The sequence below is a fragment of the Pseudomonas sp. xss_2 genome (genome assembly GCF_043104195.1).
GTDB lineage: Bacteria > Pseudomonadota > Gammaproteobacteria > Pseudomonadales > Pseudomonadaceae > Aquipseudomonas > Aquipseudomonas urmiensis.
Genome location: NZ_JBICKL010000091.1, coordinates 65,956 through 86,166, shown reverse-complemented (window position 1 = coordinate 86,166; position 20,211 = coordinate 65,956). Strand labels below are relative to the sequence as shown.

20 protein-coding genes are annotated in these 20,211 nt (G+C 62.9%); 6 read left to right on the top strand and 14 right to left on the bottom strand.

Annotation, left to right across the window (positions count from 1 at the left end):
* The first annotated feature begins 1 nt into the window (after position 1).
* On the top strand, positions 2-724 hold the full coding sequence (gene trmB / locus ACF8K2_RS23455; RefSeq protein ID WP_186556553.1) for a tRNA (guanosine(46)-N7)-methyltransferase TrmB: 723 nt from the start codon (positions 2-4) through the stop codon (positions 722-724).
* 261 nt (positions 725-985) lie between these two features.
* Here trmB and ACF8K2_RS23450 read toward each other — a convergent pair whose 3' ends face one another.
* From ACF8K2_RS23450 to ACF8K2_RS23410, 9 genes are all read right to left on the bottom strand, one after another.
* Positions 986-1,312 carry a DUF3392 domain-containing protein gene (locus ACF8K2_RS23450; RefSeq protein ID WP_016393360.1) on the bottom strand — a complete coding sequence of 109 codons (327 nt, stop codon included), beginning with the start codon at positions 1,310-1,312 and terminating at the stop codon, positions 986-988.
* A gap of 9 nt (positions 1,313-1,321) precedes the next feature.
* On the bottom strand, positions 1,322-2,536 hold the full coding sequence (hemW, locus tag ACF8K2_RS23445; protein ID WP_392467913.1) for a radical SAM family heme chaperone HemW: 1,215 nt from the start codon (positions 2,534-2,536) through the stop codon (positions 1,322-1,324).
* Positions 2,533-3,129, bottom strand: a complete 597-nt coding sequence (gene rdgB, locus ACF8K2_RS23440; protein ID WP_186556554.1) for an RdgB/HAM1 family non-canonical purine NTP pyrophosphatase — start codon at positions 3,127-3,129, stop codon at positions 2,533-2,535. Before rdgB ends, hemW begins: the two co-directional genes overlap by 4 nt.
* Positions 3,126-3,560 carry a DUF4426 domain-containing protein gene (locus tag ACF8K2_RS23435; RefSeq protein ID WP_392467911.1) on the bottom strand — a complete coding sequence of 145 codons (435 nt, stop codon included), beginning with the start codon at positions 3,558-3,560 and terminating at the stop codon, positions 3,126-3,128. Before ACF8K2_RS23435 ends, rdgB begins: the two co-directional genes overlap by 4 nt.
* 26 nt (positions 3,561-3,586) lie before the next feature.
* The gene (gene metW, locus ACF8K2_RS23430; protein WP_186556556.1) at positions 3,587-4,207 is read right to left on the bottom strand and encodes a methionine biosynthesis protein MetW; all 621 of its coding nucleotides are present in this window, start codon (positions 4,205-4,207) and stop codon (positions 3,587-3,589) included.
* 7 nt (positions 4,208-4,214) lie between these two features.
* Positions 4,215-5,354 (bottom strand): homoserine O-acetyltransferase, encoded by a 1,140-nt coding sequence (locus tag ACF8K2_RS23425; RefSeq protein WP_186556557.1) that lies wholly within the window; start codon positions 5,352-5,354, stop codon positions 4,215-4,217.
* Between the two features lie 87 nt (positions 5,355-5,441).
* A complete protein-coding gene (locus ACF8K2_RS23420; RefSeq protein ID WP_186556558.1) occupies positions 5,442-6,032 on the bottom strand; it encodes a YggT family protein in 591 nt (196 codons plus the stop codon).
* 10 nt (positions 6,033-6,042) lie between these two features.
* Positions 6,043-6,861: a pyrroline-5-carboxylate reductase gene (proC, locus tag ACF8K2_RS23415; protein WP_392467907.1), complete on the bottom strand. Its 819-nt coding sequence runs from the start codon at positions 6,859-6,861 to the stop codon at positions 6,043-6,045.
* A gap of 38 nt (positions 6,862-6,899) precedes the next feature.
* Positions 6,900-7,586: a YggS family pyridoxal phosphate-dependent enzyme gene (locus ACF8K2_RS23410; RefSeq protein ID WP_186556560.1), complete on the bottom strand. Its 687-nt coding sequence runs from the start codon at positions 7,584-7,586 to the stop codon at positions 6,900-6,902.
* A gap of 65 nt (positions 7,587-7,651) precedes the next feature.
* Here ACF8K2_RS23410 and ACF8K2_RS23405 point away from each other — a divergent pair, with 65 nt between their 5' ends.
* Positions 7,652-8,650, top strand: a complete 999-nt coding sequence (locus ACF8K2_RS23405) for a type IV pilus twitching motility protein PilT (protein ID WP_392467905.1) — start codon at positions 7,652-7,654, stop codon at positions 8,648-8,650.
* A 98-nt stretch (positions 8,651-8,748) separates the two neighbouring features.
* On the opposite strand, the gene ACF8K2_RS23400 is transcribed toward ACF8K2_RS23405, so the two are convergent.
* Positions 8,749-9,378 (bottom strand): C40 family peptidase, encoded by a 630-nt coding sequence (locus ACF8K2_RS23400; protein WP_186556562.1) that lies wholly within the window; start codon positions 9,376-9,378, stop codon positions 8,749-8,751.
* 169 nt (positions 9,379-9,547) lie between these two features.
* Here ACF8K2_RS23400 and ACF8K2_RS23395 point away from each other — a divergent pair, with 169 nt between their 5' ends.
* A complete protein-coding gene (locus ACF8K2_RS23395; protein WP_368972850.1) occupies positions 9,548-9,967 on the top strand; it encodes an NINE protein in 420 nt (139 codons plus the stop codon).
* A gap of 41 nt (positions 9,968-10,008) precedes the next feature.
* On the opposite strand, the gene ACF8K2_RS23390 is transcribed toward ACF8K2_RS23395, so the two are convergent.
* The 3 genes from ACF8K2_RS23390 to ACF8K2_RS23380 form a co-directional block, all read right to left on the bottom strand.
* The gene (locus tag ACF8K2_RS23390; RefSeq protein WP_186556564.1) at positions 10,009-10,707 is read right to left on the bottom strand and encodes an SPOR domain-containing protein; all 699 of its coding nucleotides are present in this window, start codon (positions 10,705-10,707) and stop codon (positions 10,009-10,011) included.
* A gap of 1 nt (position 10,708) precedes the next feature.
* Positions 10,709-12,445, bottom strand: a complete 1,737-nt coding sequence (gene argS, locus ACF8K2_RS23385) for an arginine--tRNA ligase (RefSeq protein WP_392467902.1) — start codon at positions 12,443-12,445, stop codon at positions 10,709-10,711.
* Between the two features lie 202 nt (positions 12,446-12,647).
* Positions 12,648-14,867 carry a primosomal protein N' gene (locus ACF8K2_RS23380; RefSeq protein WP_186556566.1) on the bottom strand — a complete coding sequence of 740 codons (2,220 nt, stop codon included), beginning with the start codon at positions 14,865-14,867 and terminating at the stop codon, positions 12,648-12,650.
* A gap of 179 nt (positions 14,868-15,046) precedes the next feature.
* Between ACF8K2_RS23380 and rpmE the strand changes: the two genes are divergently transcribed.
* The 3 genes from rpmE to ACF8K2_RS23365 all read left to right on the top strand — a co-directional run bounded on the left by rpmE (position 15,047) and on the right by ACF8K2_RS23365 (position 17,534).
* On the top strand, positions 15,047-15,262 hold the full coding sequence (rpmE, locus tag ACF8K2_RS23375; protein ID WP_029614303.1) for a 50S ribosomal protein L31: 216 nt from the start codon (positions 15,047-15,049) through the stop codon (positions 15,260-15,262).
* A 2-nt stretch (positions 15,263-15,264) separates the two neighbouring features.
* A complete protein-coding gene (locus ACF8K2_RS23370; RefSeq protein WP_392467899.1) occupies positions 15,265-16,086 on the top strand; it encodes a thermonuclease family protein in 822 nt (273 codons plus the stop codon).
* A gap of 179 nt (positions 16,087-16,265) precedes the next feature.
* Complete coding sequence (locus ACF8K2_RS23365; RefSeq protein WP_186556568.1) at positions 16,266-17,534, top strand: malic enzyme-like NAD(P)-binding protein; 1,269 nt, start codon at positions 16,266-16,268, stop codon at positions 17,532-17,534.
* 122 nt (positions 17,535-17,656) lie between these two features.
* On the opposite strand, the gene ACF8K2_RS23360 is transcribed toward ACF8K2_RS23365, so the two are convergent.
* Positions 17,657-20,113 (bottom strand): penicillin-binding protein 1A, encoded by a 2,457-nt coding sequence (locus tag ACF8K2_RS23360; protein ID WP_368972847.1) that lies wholly within the window; start codon positions 20,111-20,113, stop codon positions 17,657-17,659.
* Positions 20,114-20,211 lie beyond the last annotated feature (98 nt).

Genomic DNA, 20,211 nt, shown 5'->3' with positions numbered 1-20,211 from the left:
GATGACTGAATCGCAAGAAACGCCGATCACCGCTGACGGCGAAGAGCGCCCACACCGCCGCATCAAGAGTTTCGTGATGCGCGCCGGGCGCATGACCGAAGGCCAGCAACGTGGTCTGGACCAGGGCGGCCCCCTGTTCATCCTGCCCCTGGCTGACAGCCCAGTGGACTACGACCAAGTGTTCGGCCGCTCGGCGCCGCGCACCCTGGAGATCGGCTTTGGCATGGGCCATTCGCTGCTGGAGATGGCTGCTGCCGCGCCTGAGCAGGACTTCATCGGTGTCGAAGTCCACCGTCCAGGTGTCGGCGCGCTGCTCAATGGCGTGCTGACCCAGGGTCTGAAGAACCTGCGTGTGTACGACTGCGACGCGATCGAAGTGCTTAACCGCTGTGTGGCCGACAACAGCCTGGATCGGTTGATGCTGTTCTTCCCCGACCCATGGCATAAGGCGCGCCACCACAAGCGCCGGATCGTCCAGCTGGAGTTCGCTGAGCTGGTGCGACGCAAGCTCAAGCCGGGCGGTGTATTCCATATGGCTACCGACTGGGAGCCGTATGCCGAGTACATGCTGGAAGTGATGAGCGCCGCGCCGGGCTACCGCAACCAGGCGGCCGATGGTGCTTATGTGCCGCGCCCGCAAGAGCGCCCGATCACCAAGTTCGAACGCCGCGGCGAGCGACTTGGGCATGGGGTGTGGGACTTGAAGTTCGAGAAGCTGAGCTGATCGCTGGGCTGCAAGCCGGCCTTTGGATGGCAGAACCTGCTGTAGCGCAGGTAAAAAAACCGCCCTGCGAGGGGCGGTTTTTTTTGATCCGGCCTCAGCAGAATCAATGCCAGCTAACTGATTGAGTTGGCCCTTGTGGGAGCGGGCTTGCCCGCGAACGAGGGTAAAGCCCTCTCCTTACATCAATGGGTATGTACCGGCCTCTTCGCGGGCAAGCCCGTTCCTACAGGGGGTGGCGTTGGCCTATCCCGCGCGCTGGCTTCATCCACGCCGATCAGCCACCACGCCAATCAACACCAGCACCACCAAGAGCACTGGCGCCAACGCATAGTTGTTGAACTGGCTCAGCCCCTTCACCACCCACGGCGTCGCATAGATCAGCGCCGCGCCACTGCCGATCATCACCAGCAGTGCCATGAACGGCACGCGCAGCGCACCAGCCAGGCCGCCCAGGCGCTGTTCTACCCATGCCTTGATATCAGTGCCGAACAGCACTAGCAGGCAGCCTACCAGTGCCAGGGAAATCTCCGACAAATTGCTGCGGCTCCAGCGCGATACGGTCGCAAGCAGGTCAAGTACCAGGTCCATGGGTCATCCTTAGGTCAAGAAATACTGCAGCAGGTCATTGAGGAACAACTGGCCGTGTGGGGTAGCGGCCAGTCGATCCGGTTCGACCTGCAAAAGGCCCTTTTGTTCGGCCTCGCGCCGGGCTTGGGCAAGCTGCTCCAACGGCAGGCCGGTACGGCGGCTGAACAGCTCGGCTTCCACTCCGTGGGTCAGGCGCAGGGCGTTCATCAGGAACTCGAACGGCAGCTCATCGACTGGCAGCAGCTTCTCGCCAGCTTTGTACGGCTTGGCCGGGTTCAGGTAGTCCTTGGGCAGGCGGGTCTTCCAGGTGCGCAGGATGCGCCCATCGGCGAACGACAGCTTGCCGTGGGCACCCGCGCCAATGCCGATGAAGTCGCCAAAGCGCCAGTAATTGAGGTTGTGCCGCGCTGCCCGGTCTGGCTGGGCATAGGCTGAGACTTCGTATTGAGCGAAGCCGTGCTGGGCGAGCAGCGCCTGGCCGGCTTCCTGGATGTCCCAAAGAATATCGTCTTCGGGCAGCTCCGGTGGCTGGTTCCAGAACACCGTGTTCGGCTCCACGGTCAGCTGGTACCAGGACAAGTGCGTGGGGCCGAGGTCGATGGCCTGTTGCAGGTCGCCCAGGGCGTCGTCCAGCGACTGCTCAGGCAGGCCGTGCATGAGGTCCATGTTGAAGTTGTCGAAGCCCGCTGCACGGGCCATGCCGGCTGCCCGAATTGCTTCGTCGCCATTATGGATGCGGCCCAGCTTCTGAAGCTTGGCTGGCTGGAAGCTCTGCACGCCAATCGACAGCCGATTGATACCGGTCTGCCGGTAGGCCTTGAACTTGTCCTGCTCGAAGGTCCCGGGGTTGGCTTCTAGAGTGATCTCGATATCCGCAGCGAACGGGATACGTTGCTCCACCCTGCGCAGCAGGCGCCCCAGCGCATCGGCGCTGAACAGGCTCGGCGTGCCGCCACCAAAGAAGATTGAACTGATCGCTCGGCCCTGAACGGCAGTCAGCTCTTGATCGAGATCGGCCAGCAGGGCGTCGACGTATTCAGCCTCTGGCAGCTGTGGGCCGGCCTGGTGCGAGTTGAAGTCGCAGTAAGGGCACTTGCGCACGCACCAGGGGATATGGATGTACAGCGACAGCGGCGGCAGTTCCGGCAGTGCCAGGCGTGGCACGTGCAGATTGGCCCCAGCCGCTCCGGGGTGGAGCAGCTGGATGGACGGCTTTTCGGTCATGCCAGTCCCAAACGCTGACGCAGCAGGACCATGGCGCGGGCGCGATGGCTGAGCTGGTTCTTTTCGACAGGGCTCAACTCGGCGCTGGAGCACTCGCGCTCCGGAACCCAGAACAGCGGGTCATAGCCAAAGCCGTGTTCGCCGCTGGCGGCATGCAGGATGCTGCCGTGCCACAGGCCTTCGCAGAGGATAGGCAGCGGGTCGTCGGCATGCCTAACCAAGGCCAGGACGCAGACGAACTGCGCGCCGCGCTGATCGTCCGGGACATCCTTGAGGGCGTCGAGCAGCTTGGCGTTATTCGCCGCGTCGCCCTTGCCGTCAGCGTAGCGAGCCGAGTAGATCCCCGGTGCGCCGCCAAGGTAGTCCACCGCCAGCCCCGAGTCATCGGCCAGCGCCGGCAAGCCGGAAATACGCGCAGCGTTACGGGCCTTGAGGATGGCGTTCTCGACGAACGACAGGCCGGTCTCTTCCGGCTCGACCTGGCTGAATTCACCGATCGAGCGCAGCTGCACGGACGCGCCGAGCATGGCCTGGAGCTCCTTGAGCTTGCCAGCGTTATGGCTGGCCAATACGAGTTGCTGAAAATTCATCATTCGCCTGGGAACACTTCCTGGTTGAAGCTGAGTTTATGACTGACGCCACCAGTCTCGATGTTCAAGTCGAAGGTCAGGGTTTCTGCCTGGTCTATCTTGAACTGCGCGATGTAGTACACCGCGCCCTTGTCAGCGATCTGCTTGAACGACAGTGGGCTGCTGCGTCCGGTCAGGTCTTTGACGGTGCCGCTGACCACCGCCATGCCCGGCTTGCCGGCCTTGAGCACGGCAATGTTCAGTACGCCCTGATTCTTGCTGCGGATCAGGCCGGTGGCGTCGGCGATCTCTGGCTGCAGCATGCTCGAGGTGAAGGCGCTGTAGTGCACCGTGACGTCGCCGAAGTCCTGCTTGCGCTCAGGCTTGGCAGCATCGGCAGCCAGCACTGGCAGGGCCAGGCACAGGCTGATTAGGAAAAGAGCTAGACGACGCATGGTGCCATTCCTCCGGGGTGGGCAGATCAGACCGCGACCTGATGTTCCGTCAGGCCCGGGCTGCTGAGGCGATAGATGCCGATCTCACCTAGAAGATTAGGCCATACCCGCCCGCCCAACCCATTACGGTGCAAACGGTCGACCGCCAAACGGTCGAGGACCTTGGCCCGGTGCTCGTGGCACAGGTTCTCGAAGTCGGCGAAGGTACAAAAGTGAATGTTCGGCGTGTTGTACCAGGTATACGGCATGAAGTCCGAGACCGGCATGCGGCCTTTGGTCGCCAGGTACCAACGGCAGCGCCAGTGGCCGAAGTTGGGGAAGGTGATGATGCACTCGCGGCCCACTCGCAGCATCTCCGAGAGAATCCGGTCGGGATACTCGACGGCCTGCAGCGCTTGGGTCATGACCACTACGTCGAAGCTGTTGCTGGCGAAGTTGCCCAGGCCTTTGTCCAGGTCCTGCTCGATGACGTTGACGCCCTTGGCCACGCAGGCGGCGATGTTGTCGGCGTCGATTTCCAGGCCGTAGCCGGTAACGCCTTTACGGTCGCGCAACGAAGCCAGCAGCTCGCCGTTGCCGCAGCCAAGGTCAAGTACCCGGCTGCCGGCGGGGATCCAGTCGTGGATGATTTCCAGGTCGGCTCTCATGCTGTCCTCAGATGGCGATGCGGTTCATGTAGTTCGAGAATCCCTGCATGTAGCGAGGCGTGGGGATCAGGAAGGCATCGTGCCCGTAGGGGGAGTCGATTTCCAGGTAACAGACGTTCTTGCGCGCCGCCATCAGGGCATCGACGATCTCCCGCGAGCGGGCCGGCGAGAACCGCCAGTCGGTGGTGAACGACATGATGCAGTAGTCGGCGCTAACGTGGGCCAGGGTCGCGGCAAGATCGCCAGCGTGCGCTGCGGCCGGGTCGAAGTAGTCCAGGGCCTTGGTCATCAGCAGGTAGGTGTTGGCGTCGAAGCGCCCGGAGAACTCCTCACCTTGATAGCGCAGGTAGCTCTCGACCTGGAATTCCACGCTGTGGAAGTCGTAGTTGAGTTTGTCGCTCTTGAGCTCACGACCGAATTTCTCACCCATCGAGTCGTCCGACAGGTAGGTGATGTGGCCAACCATGCGCGCCAGCATCAGGCCGCGCTTGGGGATCACGCCCTGGTCCTGGAACGAGCCGCCGTGAAACTCCGGGTCGGTGAGGATCGCCTGGCGCGCCACCTCGTTGAAGGCGATGTTCTGTGCCGACAGTTTTGGCGCCGAGGCGATGTCGACGCAGTGACGCACTCGATCCGGGTAGGTGATGGTCCATTGCAGCGCCTGCATGCCACCCAGGCTGCCGCCGACCACCGCAGCCCACTGGCCGATGCCCAGGCGGTCGGCCAGGCGCACCTGGCTGTGCACCCAGTCTTCCACGGTCAGCACCGGGAAGTCGGCGCCATAGGGCTTGCCGGTGGCCGGGTTGACGCTGCTCGGACCGGTGCTGCCATTGCAGCCGCCGAGGTTGTTCAGGCTGACCACGAAGAAGCGATTGGTATCGATCGGCTTGCCGGGGCCAATGCAGCTGTCCCACCAGCCGGGCTTGCGGTCGGTGTCGGCATGGTAGCCTGCGGCATGGTGATGGCCGGACAGCGCATGGCAGATCAGCACAGCGTTGCTGGCCGTGCTGTTGAGCGTGCCATAGGTTTCATAGACCAGCTCGTAGCTGGCCAGCGATCGGCCACAGGCCAGGGCCAGCGGTTCATCGAACCGGGCGATCTGCGGTGTTACCAGACCGACGGAATCTTCGGGAAGGACAGTGGACATCGACCCTGCTCACGCTTGACGGAGGCGTAAGTCTAAAGAGCACTCCCCCTAGCGGCAAGCAAAGGCTTGCCGCTAGGGGGATGTGGGTCAAATCATCCGCCACAGCTCTTGCGGCATGCCGGCATAGGCAGCCAGCGGCGGCATGACGAACGACTGGATCACCTGGATCGCCAGGAAGGCGAAGATCGGCGAAATGTCCATGCCGCCCAAGTTCGGCACCAGGCGGCGGAACGGCGCCAGCACCGGCTCGCTAATCTGGTAGGCAAGCTCGGCAGCGGGGTTGTGGCTGTTTGGGGCGACCCAGGAAACGATCACCATGACGATCATCGCCACCCAGAAGATCTTCAGGAACAGCGAGGTGATGCCAATGATCGCCCACAGCAGCAGGTGCAGGACATCGCCGAAAGTGCCGTAGCTGACCATCAGCACGAAGGCCATCAGCAACGCCTGGATCAGGATCGCCAGCAACAGCGACGAGGTGTCCAGGCCGGCAATGCTCGGGATGATCCGGCGGATCGGCTTGAGCAGTGGCTGGGTGGCGCGCACCGCGAACTGGCTCAGCGGGTTGTAGAAATCGGCCTTGACCAGCTGCAGGACGAAGCGCAGCAGGACGATCACCAGGTACAGGCTGACCAGGGTTTGCACCACGAAGATCGCGGCGCCGGACAGTGCATTCATCAACAGCTCCTTATTTGCCCAATTGTTCGGCCAACTCGGCGGAACGGGTAGCCGCAGCCTGCAGCGCCTGTTCCACGATGGCCTCGAAAGCGTTGCCTTGGAAGGACTTGATTGCCGCCTCGGTGGTGCCGGCTGGCGAGGTCACCCGGCGGCGCAGTTCGGCAGCGTCGACATCACTGGCCACGGCCATGTGTGCGGCGCCCAAAGCGGTTTTCAGGGTCAGCTGGGAGGCCGTCTCACGCGGCAGGCCGAGTTTCTCGCCAGCAGCGGTCATGGCCTCTATCAGCAGGAAGAAATAGGCCGGGCCACTGCCGGAAACAGCCGTGACGGCGTCCAGTTGCTGCTCCTGGTCCAGCCACAAGGCAGTGCCCACGGCCGAGAGTAGCTCCTGGGCCTGCTGGCGTTGCGCCGGCGACACCTGGGCGGTCGCGTACAGGCCGCTGACGCCCTGGCGCAGCAGCGCCGGCGTGTTGGGCATGCAGCGCACCACCGGGCGGGCGCCCAGCCAATCTTGCAGACTGGCGCAGGTAATGCCGGCGGCAATGGAAACGATCAGTTGGCCTTCGTGCAGGCTCGGCTGCAGGGCCTGACAGACGCTCTTCATGACCTGTGGCTTGACCGCCAGGACGATTACGTCCGCGCCAGCGACAGCCTGGGCGTTGTCTTCGAATACCTCGATGCCGTGCTCGGCGTGGACGCGGCTGCGGGTCTCTGCGCCCGGGTCGCTGGCGCGGATCTGCGTGGCATCCAGGCCCTGCGCACGCAGGCCACCGATCAGGCTGGCGGCCATGTTGCCGGCGCCGATAAAGGCAATACGTGTGTTGCTCATGTCAGGTCCTTGAGGGAAAGAGTGAGTAAAGCATGGTTTCAGGCGCGCCCGTAATCACGCGCGCCAAACAGGGCGGTGCCGATGCGTACCCAGGTCGCACCCTGGGCGATCGCCGCTTCCAGGTCGTGGCTCATGCCCATCGAAAGGGTGTCCAGGCCGAGCGTGAGTTGCTCTTGCAACTCACGCAGGCGAGCGAAGGCAGCTTCTTGGGCGGCGCGGTCATCAGTCGGTTCGGGGATCGCCATCAGTCCGCGCAGACGCAGGCCGGGCAGGGCCGCAACGGCAGCGGCCAGCGCCGGCAGGTCGGCCGGTGCGCAGCCAGACTTGCTGTCCTCGCCGCTGACGTTGACTTGCAGGCAGATGTTCAGCGCTGGCAGCTCGGCAGGGCGTTGCTCTGACAGGCGTTGGGCAATCTTCAAGCGATCCACGGAATGTACCCAGTCGAAATGTTCGGCAATTGCACGGGTCTTGTTCGACTGGATGGGGCCGATGAAGTGCCAGGTCAAGGGCAAGTCGGTTAATTCTTGCTGCTTGGCCAGGGCTTCTTGCAGGTAGTTTTCGCCGACGTCGCGCACGCCGGCAGCGTAGGCCTCGCGTACGGCGGCGGCGGGTTTGGTCTTGCTCACGGCCAGCAACTGGATGCTGGCTGGATCGCGCCCGCAGGCTTGCGCTGCCTGGCTGATGCGTGCGGCGAGCGCGCAAAGGTTGTCTGCTATGGTGGACATGGATCAATGCCGACGGCTCAGGGGTCTGCGGCATTCTACCTGCTTGAAGGCCTTTGGGGAGTCTCATGGACGTGACTGACCTGTTGGCCCACGCCGCTGCTGCAAGGGCATCCGACTTGCACCTGGCCGTGGGCGAGAAACCGATGCTGCGCCTGGATGGGCAATTGCAGCGTATGCAGCTACCGCCGTTGCAGGCCTGCCAGCTGGAGGAGGGCCTGGCCCCTTGGCTAGAGCAGGAGCAGCGGCGCCAATGGCTGGCGGGCGATGAGCTCGACCTGGCCTTGAGCCTGCCCCAACTGGGTCGCCTGCGCGTGAATCTGTTTCGCCAGCGCAATGGCTTGGCGGCCAGTTTCCGGCTGATTCCCAGTGGCGTGCCGACGCTGGATGAACTGGGCTTGGCTGATGTGTTTCAACCTATTGCGCACTGCACGGACGGGCTGGTGCTGGTGGGTGGGCCGACCGGCAGTGGCAAGTCGAGCACCCTCGCCGCGCTGATCGATTGGCTCAATCGCGAGCGCTCGCTGCACATCATCACCCTTGAAGATCCCGTCGAAGTTATCCACAGCGGCCAGCGCAGCTTGCTCACCCAGCGTGAGATTGGCCGCGATAGTCGCGACTTTGCCCAGGCGCTGCGCAGTGCCCTGCGCCAGGACCCTGATGTGATCATGATCGGCGAGCTGCGTGATCTTGAGTCCATCCGCCTGGCGTTGCGGGCTGCGGAGACGGGTCATTTGGTGCTGGCCACCGTGCATACGCGTTCTGCGGTCAACAGCATCGACCGGCTGGTAGAGGTGTTCGCTGCCGAGGAGAAGCCGCTGGTACGGGCCATGCTCGCCGAGTCGCTGCGTATGGTGGTGGCGCAGGTGCTGGTCAAGCGCGTTGGTGGCGGGCGGGTGGCGGCCAGGGAGGTGCTAGTGGCCACTGCTGCGGTGCGTAACCTGATTCGCGAGGGGCGGATGGCGCAGCTGTATTCAGTGATGCAGGCGGGTGGGGCGGCGGGGATGCAGACGATGGATGCGGCGTTGCAGTGTTTGCGTGCGCAGGGTGTCATTGAGTCGCTCTGATTTGAGCAGCGACCTTATCGCGGGGCAAGCCCGCTCCCACGCGTGAGGTCGAGTTGCGTGGGAGCGGGCTTGCTTGCCCCGCGATGAGGTGAAAATGATCAGCGTTTGGCCAGGCTCAGCTGCTGGTCTTTAGGCAGCACTCGCTTGGCCACTACATAGTGCTTCTGCCAATACGGCTTGCTCAGTTGATCGATGCTCACTCGCTTGCCACGGCGCGGTGCGTGGATGAAGCGGTCGTTGCCCAGGTAGATGGCAACGTGATTGACCCGGCGGCTCTTGATGTTGAAGAAGATCAGGTCGCCAGGCTTGAGATCGCTGCGTGCCACCTTGACCCCGTGGCCTTGGGCCATGGCATTGGAGGTGCGCGGCAGGTCGACGTCAGCCACGTCGTTGAAGGCATATTTGACCAGCCCGCTGCAGTCGAAGCCTTTACTTGGGCTGCTGCCGCCCCAACGATAGGGGGTACCGAGGACATTGACGGCGCGGCTGAGTACATCGCTGCTTTGCTTGGCCGACATGGCGACGGCAGGCAAGCCGTCACGAGCCTTGGCGGCATTGCTTGGGCGAGCACGCAGGGTGTTGGCATGCTTGACCGGAGCGCGCTTCACGGTGGCGTTGGTGGTATAGCCAGTGAAGCCGTTGGGAAGACGTTGCTCACGGTTGGTGGCGTGGGCGGCCAGGGGCAATAATAGGCAGAGGGTCAGCCATGTCTTGAACAAAGGCGGCATAGTTGAAGCTCTTGATATGTTTGAATTAGGTATTGGCGCGCAACTTTATAACAGCTTTTTGCTCAAAAAATGATCCGTTGGTCGACTGGCAGGGTGCCACACGTCGACTTCACACGAAAAAGTCACATTTTTTCTTGGAAAATTTTTGGCTAAGCCACGAGGGCTAAGAATGAACAGTTATCAACAAGGGGCGCCGTTTCACGACACCCACAGCAAGGTCCTCGGCTATTTGCTGTGGATTTTCGGCTTCACCGGCTCGCACCGGTTCTACTACGGCAAGCCGATTACCGGGACCATCTGGTTCTTCACCTTGGGGCTGCTCGGAATTGGCTGGCTGATTGACCTGTTCCTGATCCCGTCGATGGATCGTGAGGCCGATATGCGCTTCCAGGCCGGGCGGGTGGACTACAACCTGGCCTGGATCCTGTTGACCTTCCTCGGCATCTTCGGCGCGCACCGGCTGTACCAGGGCAAGTGGATCAGCGCGATCATCTACTTCTTCACCGGTGGGTTGTTCCTGCTGGGTGTGCTCTACGACTTCTGGACGCTGAACCGGCAGGTTTCCGAAGTCAACGCTGGTAGAGCTTAAGAAAAAAGGCCTTGTCGCACGGGAGCAGCAAGGCCTTTTCATTACTGGCGGGTCTGTCGCTGTTGCAAGAGCAGGTTGCTGAAGCCTGCGCCGGCCAACTGCTTCTGCGCCACGGTCAGCTGTTCGCGGTTGCTGAACGGGCCGACCAGAACCCGGTACCAGGTCTCTTCCTTGACCGTTCCCGACTCCACCTTCACCGCCTGGCCGAGCAGAATGATCTGTGCGCGGACCTTGTCGGCATCGGCCTGCTTGCGGAATGAGCCGGCCTGGAGGAAGAACAGGGTGGTCGCTGCCGGCTTGATCACCGGTGGTGGCGGTGGTGGGGTTTGCCCCAGCAGCGCAGCCTGGGCGCGAGCGGTATCGATCTTGGCCGCTTCCGCCGGCGTCACGGGGGTGACCGGTTGGGCAGGCACGGGCGGCGTTTTCTCCGGCACCGCTTCAGGCGGCACGATCACTTCCGACTCTGGCAGCAGGGTATAGAAGTCGTACTTCGGCTTGACCGGCTGCTGTGGCGTCGGGGCGGTGTTTTTCGCCGTTTCGGCGACTTTGGCCGGCTTCTGCTGTTCAGGCTTGGCGCGCTTGATGTCATCGCCGCCGGGCTCAAGCTTCATCAGGAAGACGATGAACGCGCCCACGGTGAGGCCGACAGCCAGCCAAACCCAGCCTGGGATCGGCTGTTTGGCCGGCGCCTGTTGGCGGCTGGCGCCGCGCTTGGGTGCGGGTTTTTTCTTGGCAGCCAACTTACATACGCTCCAGGGTTTCCAGGCCGAGCAGCTCCAGGCCTTGCTTGAGCGTACGACCGGTCAGCGCAGCCAGGCGCAGGCGGCTTTGCTGCTGTTCGGCAGTTTCGGCGGAGAGGATCGGGCAGTTCTCGTAGAAGCTGGAGAACAAACCGGCGATGTCGTACAGGTAGCTGCACAGCACGTGTGGAGTGCCTTTTTCAGCCACGTTGTTGAGCACTTCGCCGAACTGCGCCAGGCGCGCCGCGAGGTCCTGCTCGTGAGCTGCCTGCAATACGATGTGGCCGTCGACTTCGTCGTAGCCCTTGCCCAGCTTGCGGAACACGCCTGCCACACGGGTGTAGGCGTACAGCAGGTAAGGCGCGGTGTTGCCTTCGAAGTTGAGCATCAGCTCGAAGTTGAAGCTGTAGTCGCTGGTGCGGTGCTTGGACAGGTCGGCGTACTTGACCGCGCCGATGCCAACCACTTCAGCGATATGGCGCAGCTCGTCTTCGGCCAGGCTCGGGTTCTTTTCCTTGACCAGGGCGTAGGCGCGCTCCTTGGCTTCGGTGAGCAGGTCGATCAGCTTGACGGTGCCGCCGTCACGGGTCTTGAACGGACGGCCATCGGCGCCGTTCATGGTGCCGAAGCCCATGTGTTCCATTTGCATCGGGTGGCCGACGAAGCCGGCACGACGGGCCACTTCGAACACTTGGTTGAAGTGCAGGGCCTGGCGCTGGTCGACGAAGTACAGGGCGCGATCGGCTTGCAAGGTGTTGCTGCGATAGCGCACAGCCGCCAGGTCGGTGGTGGCGTACAGGTAGCCGCCGTCGGCCTTTTGCACGATCACTGGCAGCGGTTCGCCTTCGGCATTCTTGAATTCGTCGAGGAATACGCACTGGGCGCCTTGGCTCTCGACCAGCAGGCCCTTGGCCTTGAGGTCGGCGACGACGTTGGCCAGGTCGTCGTTATAGGCACTCTCGCCCATCACGTCGGCCATGGTCAGTTTGACGTTGAGCAGCTCGTAGGTCTTCTGGCAGTGCGACAGCGAGATGTCTTTGAAGCGCGTCCACAAGGCCAGGCATTCCGCGTCGCCAGCCTGCAGCTTGACCACCAGGCCACGGGCCCGGGTGGCAAACTCTTCGGACTCGTCGAAGCGCTTTTTCGCCGCGCGGTAGAAATTCTCCAGGTCCGACAGCTCGTCGCTGGTGATCGGGTTTTCTTGCAGGTAGGCCATCAGCATGCCGAACTGAGTGCCCCAGTCGCCAACATGGTTCTGGCGGATGACGTTGTCACCGAGGAACTCCAGCACGCGGGCAACGCTGTCGCCGATGATGGTCGAGCGCAGGTGGCCAACGTGCATCTCTTTGGCAAGGTTTGGCGCCGACATGTCGATGACGACTTTCTCGGCCGGGCCGGCCTTGCGCACGCCCAGGTGGGCGTCTGCCAGGGCGGCGTCGAGGCGATTGGCCAGGGCGTCGGTGTTCTGGAAGAAGTTGAGGAAGCCGGGGCCGGCGATCTCGACCTTGCTGATGTCGGCGCTGGCAGGCAAGGCGGCGATCAGTTTGTCGGCCAGGTCGCGCGGCTTCATGCCGGCTGGCTTGGCCAGCATCATGGCGATGTTGCTGGCGAAGTCGCCGTGGGTCTTGTCACGGGCGTTTTCCACCTGGATCGCCGGCGTCAGCCCTTCAGGCAGCACACCGTCGGTGACGAGTTGGGTGAGGGCTTGCTGGATCAGCTGGCGAATGGTGTCTTTCATGAGATTCTCTTTTCGACCGCAAGCGCGGCGGGGCGCTTCGATGCGCAGGTGGAAAAACTGAGCATTATCCGTGGCTGGGCCGCGGTTGCCAACCTTTCAGGGCATGTCCGGCTGAGCGGGTGCCGTGTAGGAGCGGGCTTGACCCGCGATTGCGGAGGTGAACGATGCTTGGTAAACGCGGGGCAAGCCCGCTCCCATGGCGTCAATAGAGATCGACTGGATCCACGTCTAGCGACCAGCGTACTTGGCGCCCTGCTGGCATCTGCTCCAACACTAGCAACCAGGCACTGATCAGTCGATGCAAGGGCGCTCGGGCATTGGCCTGGAGCAATAGTTGCGCGCGAAAACGCCCCGCTCGTCGCTCCATCGGGGCGGGCACCGGGCCGAGCAGTTCGATGCCTTGCAGGCCTTGTTCCGCCACGATGCGCTCGGCAGCGCTGCACGCCTCATCGAGGAACCCTTCGGCCTGGCCTGGCTTGTGCGCTTCGGCGCGCAGCAAGGCGAGGTGGGCAAACGGCGGCAGGCCGGCAGCGCGGCGCTCGCTCAGCGCTTGCTCGGCAAAGGCGAAGTAGCCTTGCTCGGTCAGTTGGACCAGCAAGGGATGCTCGGCCAGGTGGGTCTGGATGATCACCTTGCCGGGCTCTTCGGCGCGACCGGCGCGGCCCGCGACTTGGACGATCAGCTGAGCCATGCGTTCGCTGGCGCGAAAATCGCCCGAGAACAGCCCGCCGTCAGCATCGAGAATGGCCACCAGGGTCACCCGAGGGAAGTGGTGCCCCTTGGCTAGCATCTGGGTGCCGACCAGGATGCTCGGTTGGCCCCGCTGGATGGTGGTGAACAGGTTGTGCATGGCGTCCTTGCGCGAGGTGCTGTCGCGGTCGACGCGCAGGACTGGGTAGTCCGGGAACAGAATCTTCAACCGCTCCTCGGCGCGTTCGGTGCCAGCGCCGACCGGCCGCAGGTCGACATGCGCGCACTTGGGGCACTGCAGCGGCAGCCGTTCGTCGTAACCGCAGTGGTGGCAGCGCAGCACATTGGAGCGCTGGTGCACGGTCATTCGCGCATCGCAGCGCGGGCATTCGGACAGCCAGCCGCAGTCGTGGCACAACAGGGTCGGGGCGAAGCCACGGCGGTTGAGAAACACCAGCACCTGCTGCCCGGCTTGCAGGGTCTGGCCGATAGCCTGCTGCAAGGGGCCGCTGATGCCGCTGTCCAGCGGCCGGCTGCGAACGTCCAGACGCATGAAACGTGGCTGCCGGGCGCCGCCGGCGCGTTGATTCATGCGCAGCAGGCCATAGCGCCCGGTATGGGCGTTGTGCAGGCTTTCCAGCGACGGCGTGGCGGAGCCGAGCAGGATCGGGATGTTTTCCTGGTGTGCGCGTACCAGCGCCAGGTCGCGGGCGTGATAGCGCAGGCCTTCTTGCTGTTTATACGAGCCGTCGTGTTCTTCGTCGATGATGATCAGGCCGGGGTTTTTCATCGGTGTGAACAACGCTGAGCGCGTGCCGATGATGATATCGGCCTCGCCGTCGCGGGCCGCCAGCCAGGCATCCAGGCGCTCGCGGTCGTTGACCGCCGAGTGCAGCAGCGCGATGCGCGCGTTGAAGCGCTGCTCGAAGCGCGCCAGGGTTTGCGGGCCGAGGTTGATCTCCGGGATCAGGATCAGCGCCTGCTTGCCGGCCTCCAGGGTTTCGCGGATCAGTTGCAGGTAGACCTCGGTCTTGCCGCTGCCGGTGACCCCAGCGAGGAGAAATGCGTGGAAACTGCCGAAGCCGGAACGCACGGCTTCGAATGCGGCCAGCTGCTCTTCGTTGAGCGGCAGTTCAGGCTGGGCCAGCCAGTGTTCATGGCGCGCGGCCGGCAGGTGCCGGCGCACTTCCAGCTGGACCAGCTCCTTGGCCAGCAGCAGGTCGAGGCTGTCTTTGTTCAGCCCCAGCTTGCTCAACAGGCTATGAGCCACGCCGTGCGGGTGCTGGGACAAGGTCTTGAGGGCATCACGCTGGCGCGGTGCGCGGGCGATGCGCGGATCTTCCAGGCGCGCGCCCGGGGTCACCTGCCAGAAGCGCTCCTGGCGTATCTCGGCCGGCTCGCCCTGGCGCAGCAGCACCGGCAAGGCCCAGCTCAAGGTGTCGCCCAGGCTGTGCTGATAGTACTGGGCAGTCCACAGGCACAGCTTGAACAGTGCTGGCGGCAGCGGTGAGACCGGGTCGAGCAGGGCGCTGGCGGGCTTGAGTTTGTCGGCGGGCACTTCGCTCTTGTCGCACACCTCCACCAGCACGCCAATCATCTCGCGCCGGCCAAATGGCACCCGAAAGCGCATTCCCGGCGTCAGCGGCAGGCGCGCCATCGCGGCCGTGGCCCGGTAGTCGAACAGGCGACGCAGGGGCGAGGGCAGGGCAAGGCGCAGGATGACGTCGGACACGCAGAAGGTCTCTGAAGGGCATTTGGGGACGGGTACGGAATGCGCCGAGCCTAGCAGACGACAGTCGGTGCAAGCGACAACTTGCGCTGAGGCTGAGCTCTGGTATTATTCGCCGCCTAATTACGTGCGGTATTCAACAATAGGTGTTGGGTGGCGGCACGCAGCTCGAGGAAGTGACCATGAAAGCAGATATTCATCCGAACTACGAAGTAGTTGCAGTCACCTGCAGCTGCGGCAGCAAATTCGAAACCCGTTCGACCCTGGCCAAACCGCTGGCGATCGACGTGTGCTCCCAGTGCCACCCGTTCTACACTGGTAAGCAGAAAGTCCTGGACACCGGTGGTCGCGTACAGAAGTTCGCCGATCGCTTCGGTATGTTCGGTACCAAGAAGTAATTATGCGCATGGCGAACCCTTCGGGTTTCGCGCTGCTGCTAAAAAAGGCGCCCCTTGTGGGCGCTTTTTTTGTGGGCGCGATCTGGCAGTTGCCAGCCCTGGCATTTTGTCCGCTGCCTGAGCAGCCCCAACGGGTAGCCGTTCGCCAGGTGGTGGATGGCGATACCCTGCGCCTGAACGACGGGCGCAGCGTGCGCCTGATTGGCATCAACGCCCCTGAGATCGGCCGCAAGGGGCGCACCAGCGAGCCCTATGCCGAGGCGGCCAAGCGGCGTCTCCAGGCCTTGGTGAAAGCCAGTGATGGCCAGGTGGGCTTGGTCCCTGGGGTAGAAGCCAAAGACAAATATGGGCGGACCCTGGCCCACATCTACGGCAAGCGTGGCGACAATTTCGAGGCTGTGCTGCTCAGTGAGGGGCTCGGCTACCGCGTTGCAGTGGCCCCTAATGTCAGCCTTGCCGGCTGTCAGCAGGATGCCGAACAGGCTGCCCGCGCTGTCCGTGCAGGGCTTTGGCGGCAATCACCGGTGCAGCGCGACCGCGATATCCAACAATCGGGCTTTGCGGTTATCGGCGGCAAAATTCAAGGTATCCAGCGCAATCGTGGCGGAGTCTGGTTGGAACTCGACGATGCTCTGGTGCTGCAAGTACCCGCTCGTCTGCAACGCAACTTCCCCACCAGCTTCTTCGATAACCTCAAAGGGCGCGAGGTCGAAGCGCGCGGCTGGGTGCTGGATCGTTCCCGCAAGGGTGGTTTGCAGCCCGGACAGCGGCGCTGGGTTTTGCCGCTGACCGACCCGAGCATGCTGGAGCGCACTTCTGACTAAAAAATTGTAGACATTTCAATATTGGATTGTACACACTGAAGCCCGCATGCCCCGTGGGTTATAGCGTAAAGTCGTAGGCCAAGGGCCTTGACACAAGTGACCGGGCAGTCTTGTCGCCCCCCGGCTCTTTGCGTATCCTCGGCGGTCCGTCAGAACAGTAAATAGCGGAATTGCCCACCATGTCAGACCTGAAAACCGCCGCTCTCGAATACCATGCTCAGCCTCGTCCGGGGAAACTGAGCGTCGAGCTCACCAAACCGACCGCCACCGCGCGTGACCTGTCCCTGGCCTACAGCCCGGGCGTCGCCGAACCCGTGCGCGAGATCGGTCGTGATCCAGAGCTGGCCTACAAGTACACCGGCAAGGGCAACCTGGTCGCAGTGATTTCCGACGGTACCGCCATTCTTGGCCTGGGTGACCTCGGCCCACTGGCCTCCAAACCGGTCATGGAAGGCAAGGGCGTGCTGTTCAAGCGTTTCGCAGGTATCGATGTATTCGACATCGAAGTCGAGTCGGAAAGCCCGCAAGCGTTCATCGACACCGTGCGCCGCATCTCGATCACCTTCGGTGGCATCAACCTGGAAGACATCAAGGCGCCTGAGTGCTTTGAAATCGAACGCACCCTGATCGAGCAGTGCGACATCCCGGTCTTCCACGATGACCAGCATGGCACGGCCATTGTCACCGCGGCCGGCATGATCAACGCCCTGGAAATCGCTGGTAAAACCCTCGAAGAGGCGAAGATCGTCTGCCTCGGCGCCGGTGCTGCCGCTATCTCCTGCATGAAGCTGCTGGTCAGCATGGGTGCCAAGGTCGAGAACATCTTCATGATCGACCGTACCGGCGTGATCCACGCTGGCCGCGACGACCTGAACCAGTACAAAGCCCAGTTCGCCCACGCTACCGACAAGCGCACCCTGGCCGACGCCCTGCAAGGCGCAGACGTGTTCGTTGGCCTGTCCGGCCCGAACCTGCTGAGCCCTGAAGGCCTGAAGTCGATGGCTGCCAACCCGATCGTGTTCGCTTGCTCGAACCCGGACCCAGAGATCAAGCCTGAGCTGGCCCACGCCACGCGTAATGACGTGATCATGGCTACCGGTCGCTCCGACTACCCGAACCAGGTCAACAACGTACTGGGCTTCCCGTTCATCTTCCGTGGTGCCCTGGACGTTCGCGCCAAGCGCATCAACGAAGAGATGAAGATCGCCGCTGCAATCGCCCTCAAAGACCTGGCCAAGCAGCCAGTGCCGAAGGAAGTGTGCGAGGCCTACGGCGTTCAGGCCCTGGAATTCGGTCGAGAGTACATCATTCCGAAGCCAATGGACCCACGCCTGATCACTCTGGTATCCGATGCCGTGGCCAAGGCCGCGATCGAAAGCGGCGTGGCGACCCTGCCGTACCCGCAGCACTACCCGCTGAAAAGCGTGGATGACGTGTTCAACGGCTGATTGTCCGTAGCGTCATGAAAAAGCCCCGGCTCGCGAGAGCCGGGGCTTTTTTGTGGGGATTTTGGGGCTGCAAAGCAGCCCCAAATACTAGCGTCGTTTGATAAGGAGAGGCCGGGCCGGTATCAGAACAAATCCATCGGCGCCGCTTCATCCGCTGGCAGCGGGCTGCCCGGCGCTGCACCATTGCCCAGCTCATCCACCGACGGCGGCGAGTCTTCAGCCTTGAATAGCTCGAAGTAGGCATTGGGCGTATTCGGCGTAGCCGCACGACCGCTGACCGGGTCGACCCGCAGACTGAGAATGCCCTCAGGCTCGGCAGGTGGATGGTTCGGTTTGTCCTTGAGGGCGGCGCCCATGAAGCTCATCCAGATCGGCAGCGCTGCCGTACCACCGTACTCACGCCGGCCCAGGGTTTCCGGCTGGTCGAAGCCGACCCACACAGTGGTCACGTAATCAGCGTTATAGCCAGAGAACCAGGCGTCCTTGGACTCGTTGGTGGTACCGGTCTTGCCTGCCAGGTCAGTACGGCCCAGCGCCAAGGCGCGGCGCCCGGTACCGCGCTTGATCACGTCTTGAAGCATGCTGGTCAGAATGTAGCTGGTGCGCCCATCGATGATCTGCTCGGCAATCACCGGTGTCTGCGGGGCAGGCGCGACCTGGCCAAGGGCCGACGGCGCTTCGCCCGGCATGGCGACGGTGCTGATCGGCTGCTCTGGCGCGGCAATGCCGGCCTGGTCTTCGCCACCACCTTGCGGCACGTGAGCCGGGTTGGCGGTGAACAGGGTTTCACCGCTGCGGCTCTCGATGCGCTCGATCAGGTACGGGCTGATCTTGTAGCCGCCGTTGGCAAAGGTGCTCCAGCCGGTGGCGATCTCCATGGGCGTCAGGGTCGCAGTGCCCAGCGCCAGCGAGAGGTTGCGCGGCAGGTCCTGCTTGTTGAAACCGAACTTGGCGATGTAATCGATGGTGCGGTCTACGCCCATCGCTTGCAGCAGGCGGATCGACACCAGGTTGCGCGACTTGTACAGCGCCTCACGCATGCGGATCGGGCCGAGGAAGGTGTTGGTGTCGTTCTTCGGTCGCCAGACTTTGTCCAGGTACTCGTCGACGAACACGATCGGTGCGTCGTTGACCAGGCTGGCGGCGGTGTAGCCGTTGTCCAGGGCCGCGCTATAAACGAACGGCTTGAAGCTCGAGCCCGGTTGGCGCTTGGCCTGCATGGCGCGGTTGTAGTTGCTTTGCTCGAACGAGAAGCCGCCGACCAGGGCGCGGATAGCACCGTTATAAGGGTCGAGGGTGACCAGGGCACTCTGCGCGGCAGGCACCTGGCTGAACTTGAGCTTGCCTTCTTCCAGGCGCTGGACGCGGATCAGGTCACCGATCTGGGCCACGTCTGCCGGCGACTGCGGTGCACGGCCCTGGGCGTTGTTGTTCAGATACGGCCGGGCCCATTTCATGGTCTCCCAGGCGACATCCTGCTCTTCGCCGTTGCGGGTCAGTACCTTCAGCCCAGCCTTGTCGACCTGGGTGACGATGGCCGGCTCCAGGCCGCCGAGGGTACGCTGCTTGCTCAGCTCTTGCAGCCAGGCTGCATGGGTCTTGCCGGGGAAGCGCGATTCCGGCCCGCGGTAGCCATGGCGCTCGTCATAGTCGGACAAGCCATTGAGCACGGCATTGTTGGCCATGTTCTGCATGTCGCTCGGCACCGTGGTGGTCACGCGGAAACCTTCGGTGTAGGCATCGCTGCCATAGCGGCCAACCATTTCGGCGCGGGCCATTTCGGCGATGTAGGGCGCGTTCACTTCCGGGGTTGGCACGTGATAGCTGGCGTTGAGCGGCTCGGCCAAGGCGGCCTGATAGCTGGCTTCGTCGATTTTGCCCAGCTTGTACATGCGGCCCAGGATCCAGTCGCGGCGCTCTTTGGCGCGCACCGGATTGGCCAGCGGGTTGAAACGTGACGGCGCCTTGGGCAGGCCGGCGATCATGGCCATCTGCGCCAGGCTGACATCGCGGATCGATTTGCCGTAGTAGACCTGTGCGGCGGCGTCGATGCCGTAGGCGCGGTTGCCCAGGTAGATCTTGTTGACGTACAGCTCAAGGATCTCGTCCTTGGTCAGCTCACGTTCGATCTGCAGGGCCAGGAGAATTTCGTTGGTCTTGCGCGAGAAGCTGCGCTCGCTAGTGAGGAAGAAGTTCTTCGCCACCTGCATGGTAATGGTGCTGCCGCCAGTCTGGATGTGACCAGACTTCACCAACTGGGTCGCGGCGCGCATCAAGCTGCTCGGATCGACGCCATAGTGATTGAGGAAATTGTCGTCCTCGGCTGACAGAAGCGCCTGAATGAACTGTGGGGGAATTTCCGCAAAACGGATTGGAGACCGCCGCATTTCGCCGAACTCGGCAATCAGCTTGCCATCGCTGCTGTACACCCTCAGGGGGATCTGCAACTGGATGCTTCGTAGCGACTCGACCGAAGGCAGGCTGGGGCTAAGATACAGAAACGCACCGCTCAGACCGAGTACGAGCGCACAGATGACTGCGACGAAAGACCACCAGAAAAACTTCAGCAGGCGTATCAAGGCTTTGGGGTGTCCAGATTGAGAAGTGGATTGCACGCGGGTCCGGCGGACAGAAAAAAACGCTGGGCATTATAAGCATTTTTCGCCTTTCCGGGCGA

Coding starts and splice junctions, on each gene's coding strand:
- trmB (WP_186556553.1), top strand. CDS start 2: ATGACTGAATCGCAAGAAACGCCGATCACCGCTGACGGCGAAGAGCGC.
- ACF8K2_RS23450 (WP_016393360.1), bottom strand. CDS start 1,312: ATGGACCTGGTACTTGACCTGCTTGCGACCGTATCGCGCTGGAGCCGC.
- hemW (WP_392467913.1), bottom strand. CDS start 2,536: ATGACCGAAAAGCCGTCCATCCAGCTGCTCCACCCCGGAGCGGCTGGG.
- rdgB (WP_186556554.1), bottom strand. CDS start 3,129: ATGATGAATTTTCAGCAACTCGTATTGGCCAGCCATAACGCTGGCAAG.
- ACF8K2_RS23435 (WP_392467911.1), bottom strand. CDS start 3,560: ATGCGTCGTCTAGCTCTTTTCCTAATCAGCCTGTGCCTGGCCCTGCCA.
- metW (WP_186556556.1), bottom strand. CDS start 4,207: ATGAGAGCCGACCTGGAAATCATCCACGACTGGATCCCCGCCGGCAGC.
- ACF8K2_RS23425 (WP_186556557.1), bottom strand. CDS start 5,354: ATGTCCACTGTCCTTCCCGAAGATTCCGTCGGTCTGGTAACACCGCAG.
- ACF8K2_RS23420 (WP_186556558.1), bottom strand. CDS start 6,032: ATGAATGCACTGTCCGGCGCCGCGATCTTCGTGGTGCAAACCCTGGTC.
- proC (WP_392467907.1), bottom strand. CDS start 6,861: ATGAGCAACACACGTATTGCCTTTATCGGCGCCGGCAACATGGCCGCC.
- ACF8K2_RS23410 (WP_186556560.1), bottom strand. CDS start 7,586: ATGTCCACCATAGCAGACAACCTTTGCGCGCTCGCCGCACGCATCAGC.
- ACF8K2_RS23405 (WP_392467905.1), top strand. CDS start 7,652: ATGGACGTGACTGACCTGTTGGCCCACGCCGCTGCTGCAAGGGCATCC.
- ACF8K2_RS23400 (WP_186556562.1), bottom strand. CDS start 9,378: ATGCCGCCTTTGTTCAAGACATGGCTGACCCTCTGCCTATTATTGCCC.
- ACF8K2_RS23395 (WP_368972850.1), top strand. CDS start 9,548: ATGAACAGTTATCAACAAGGGGCGCCGTTTCACGACACCCACAGCAAG.
- argS (WP_392467902.1), bottom strand. CDS start 12,445: ATGAAAGACACCATTCGCCAGCTGATCCAGCAAGCCCTCACCCAACTC.
- rpmE (WP_029614303.1), top strand. CDS start 15,047: ATGAAAGCAGATATTCATCCGAACTACGAAGTAGTTGCAGTCACCTGC.
- ACF8K2_RS23370 (WP_392467899.1), top strand. CDS start 15,265: ATGCGCATGGCGAACCCTTCGGGTTTCGCGCTGCTGCTAAAAAAGGCG.
- ACF8K2_RS23365 (WP_186556568.1), top strand. CDS start 16,266: ATGTCAGACCTGAAAACCGCCGCTCTCGAATACCATGCTCAGCCTCGT.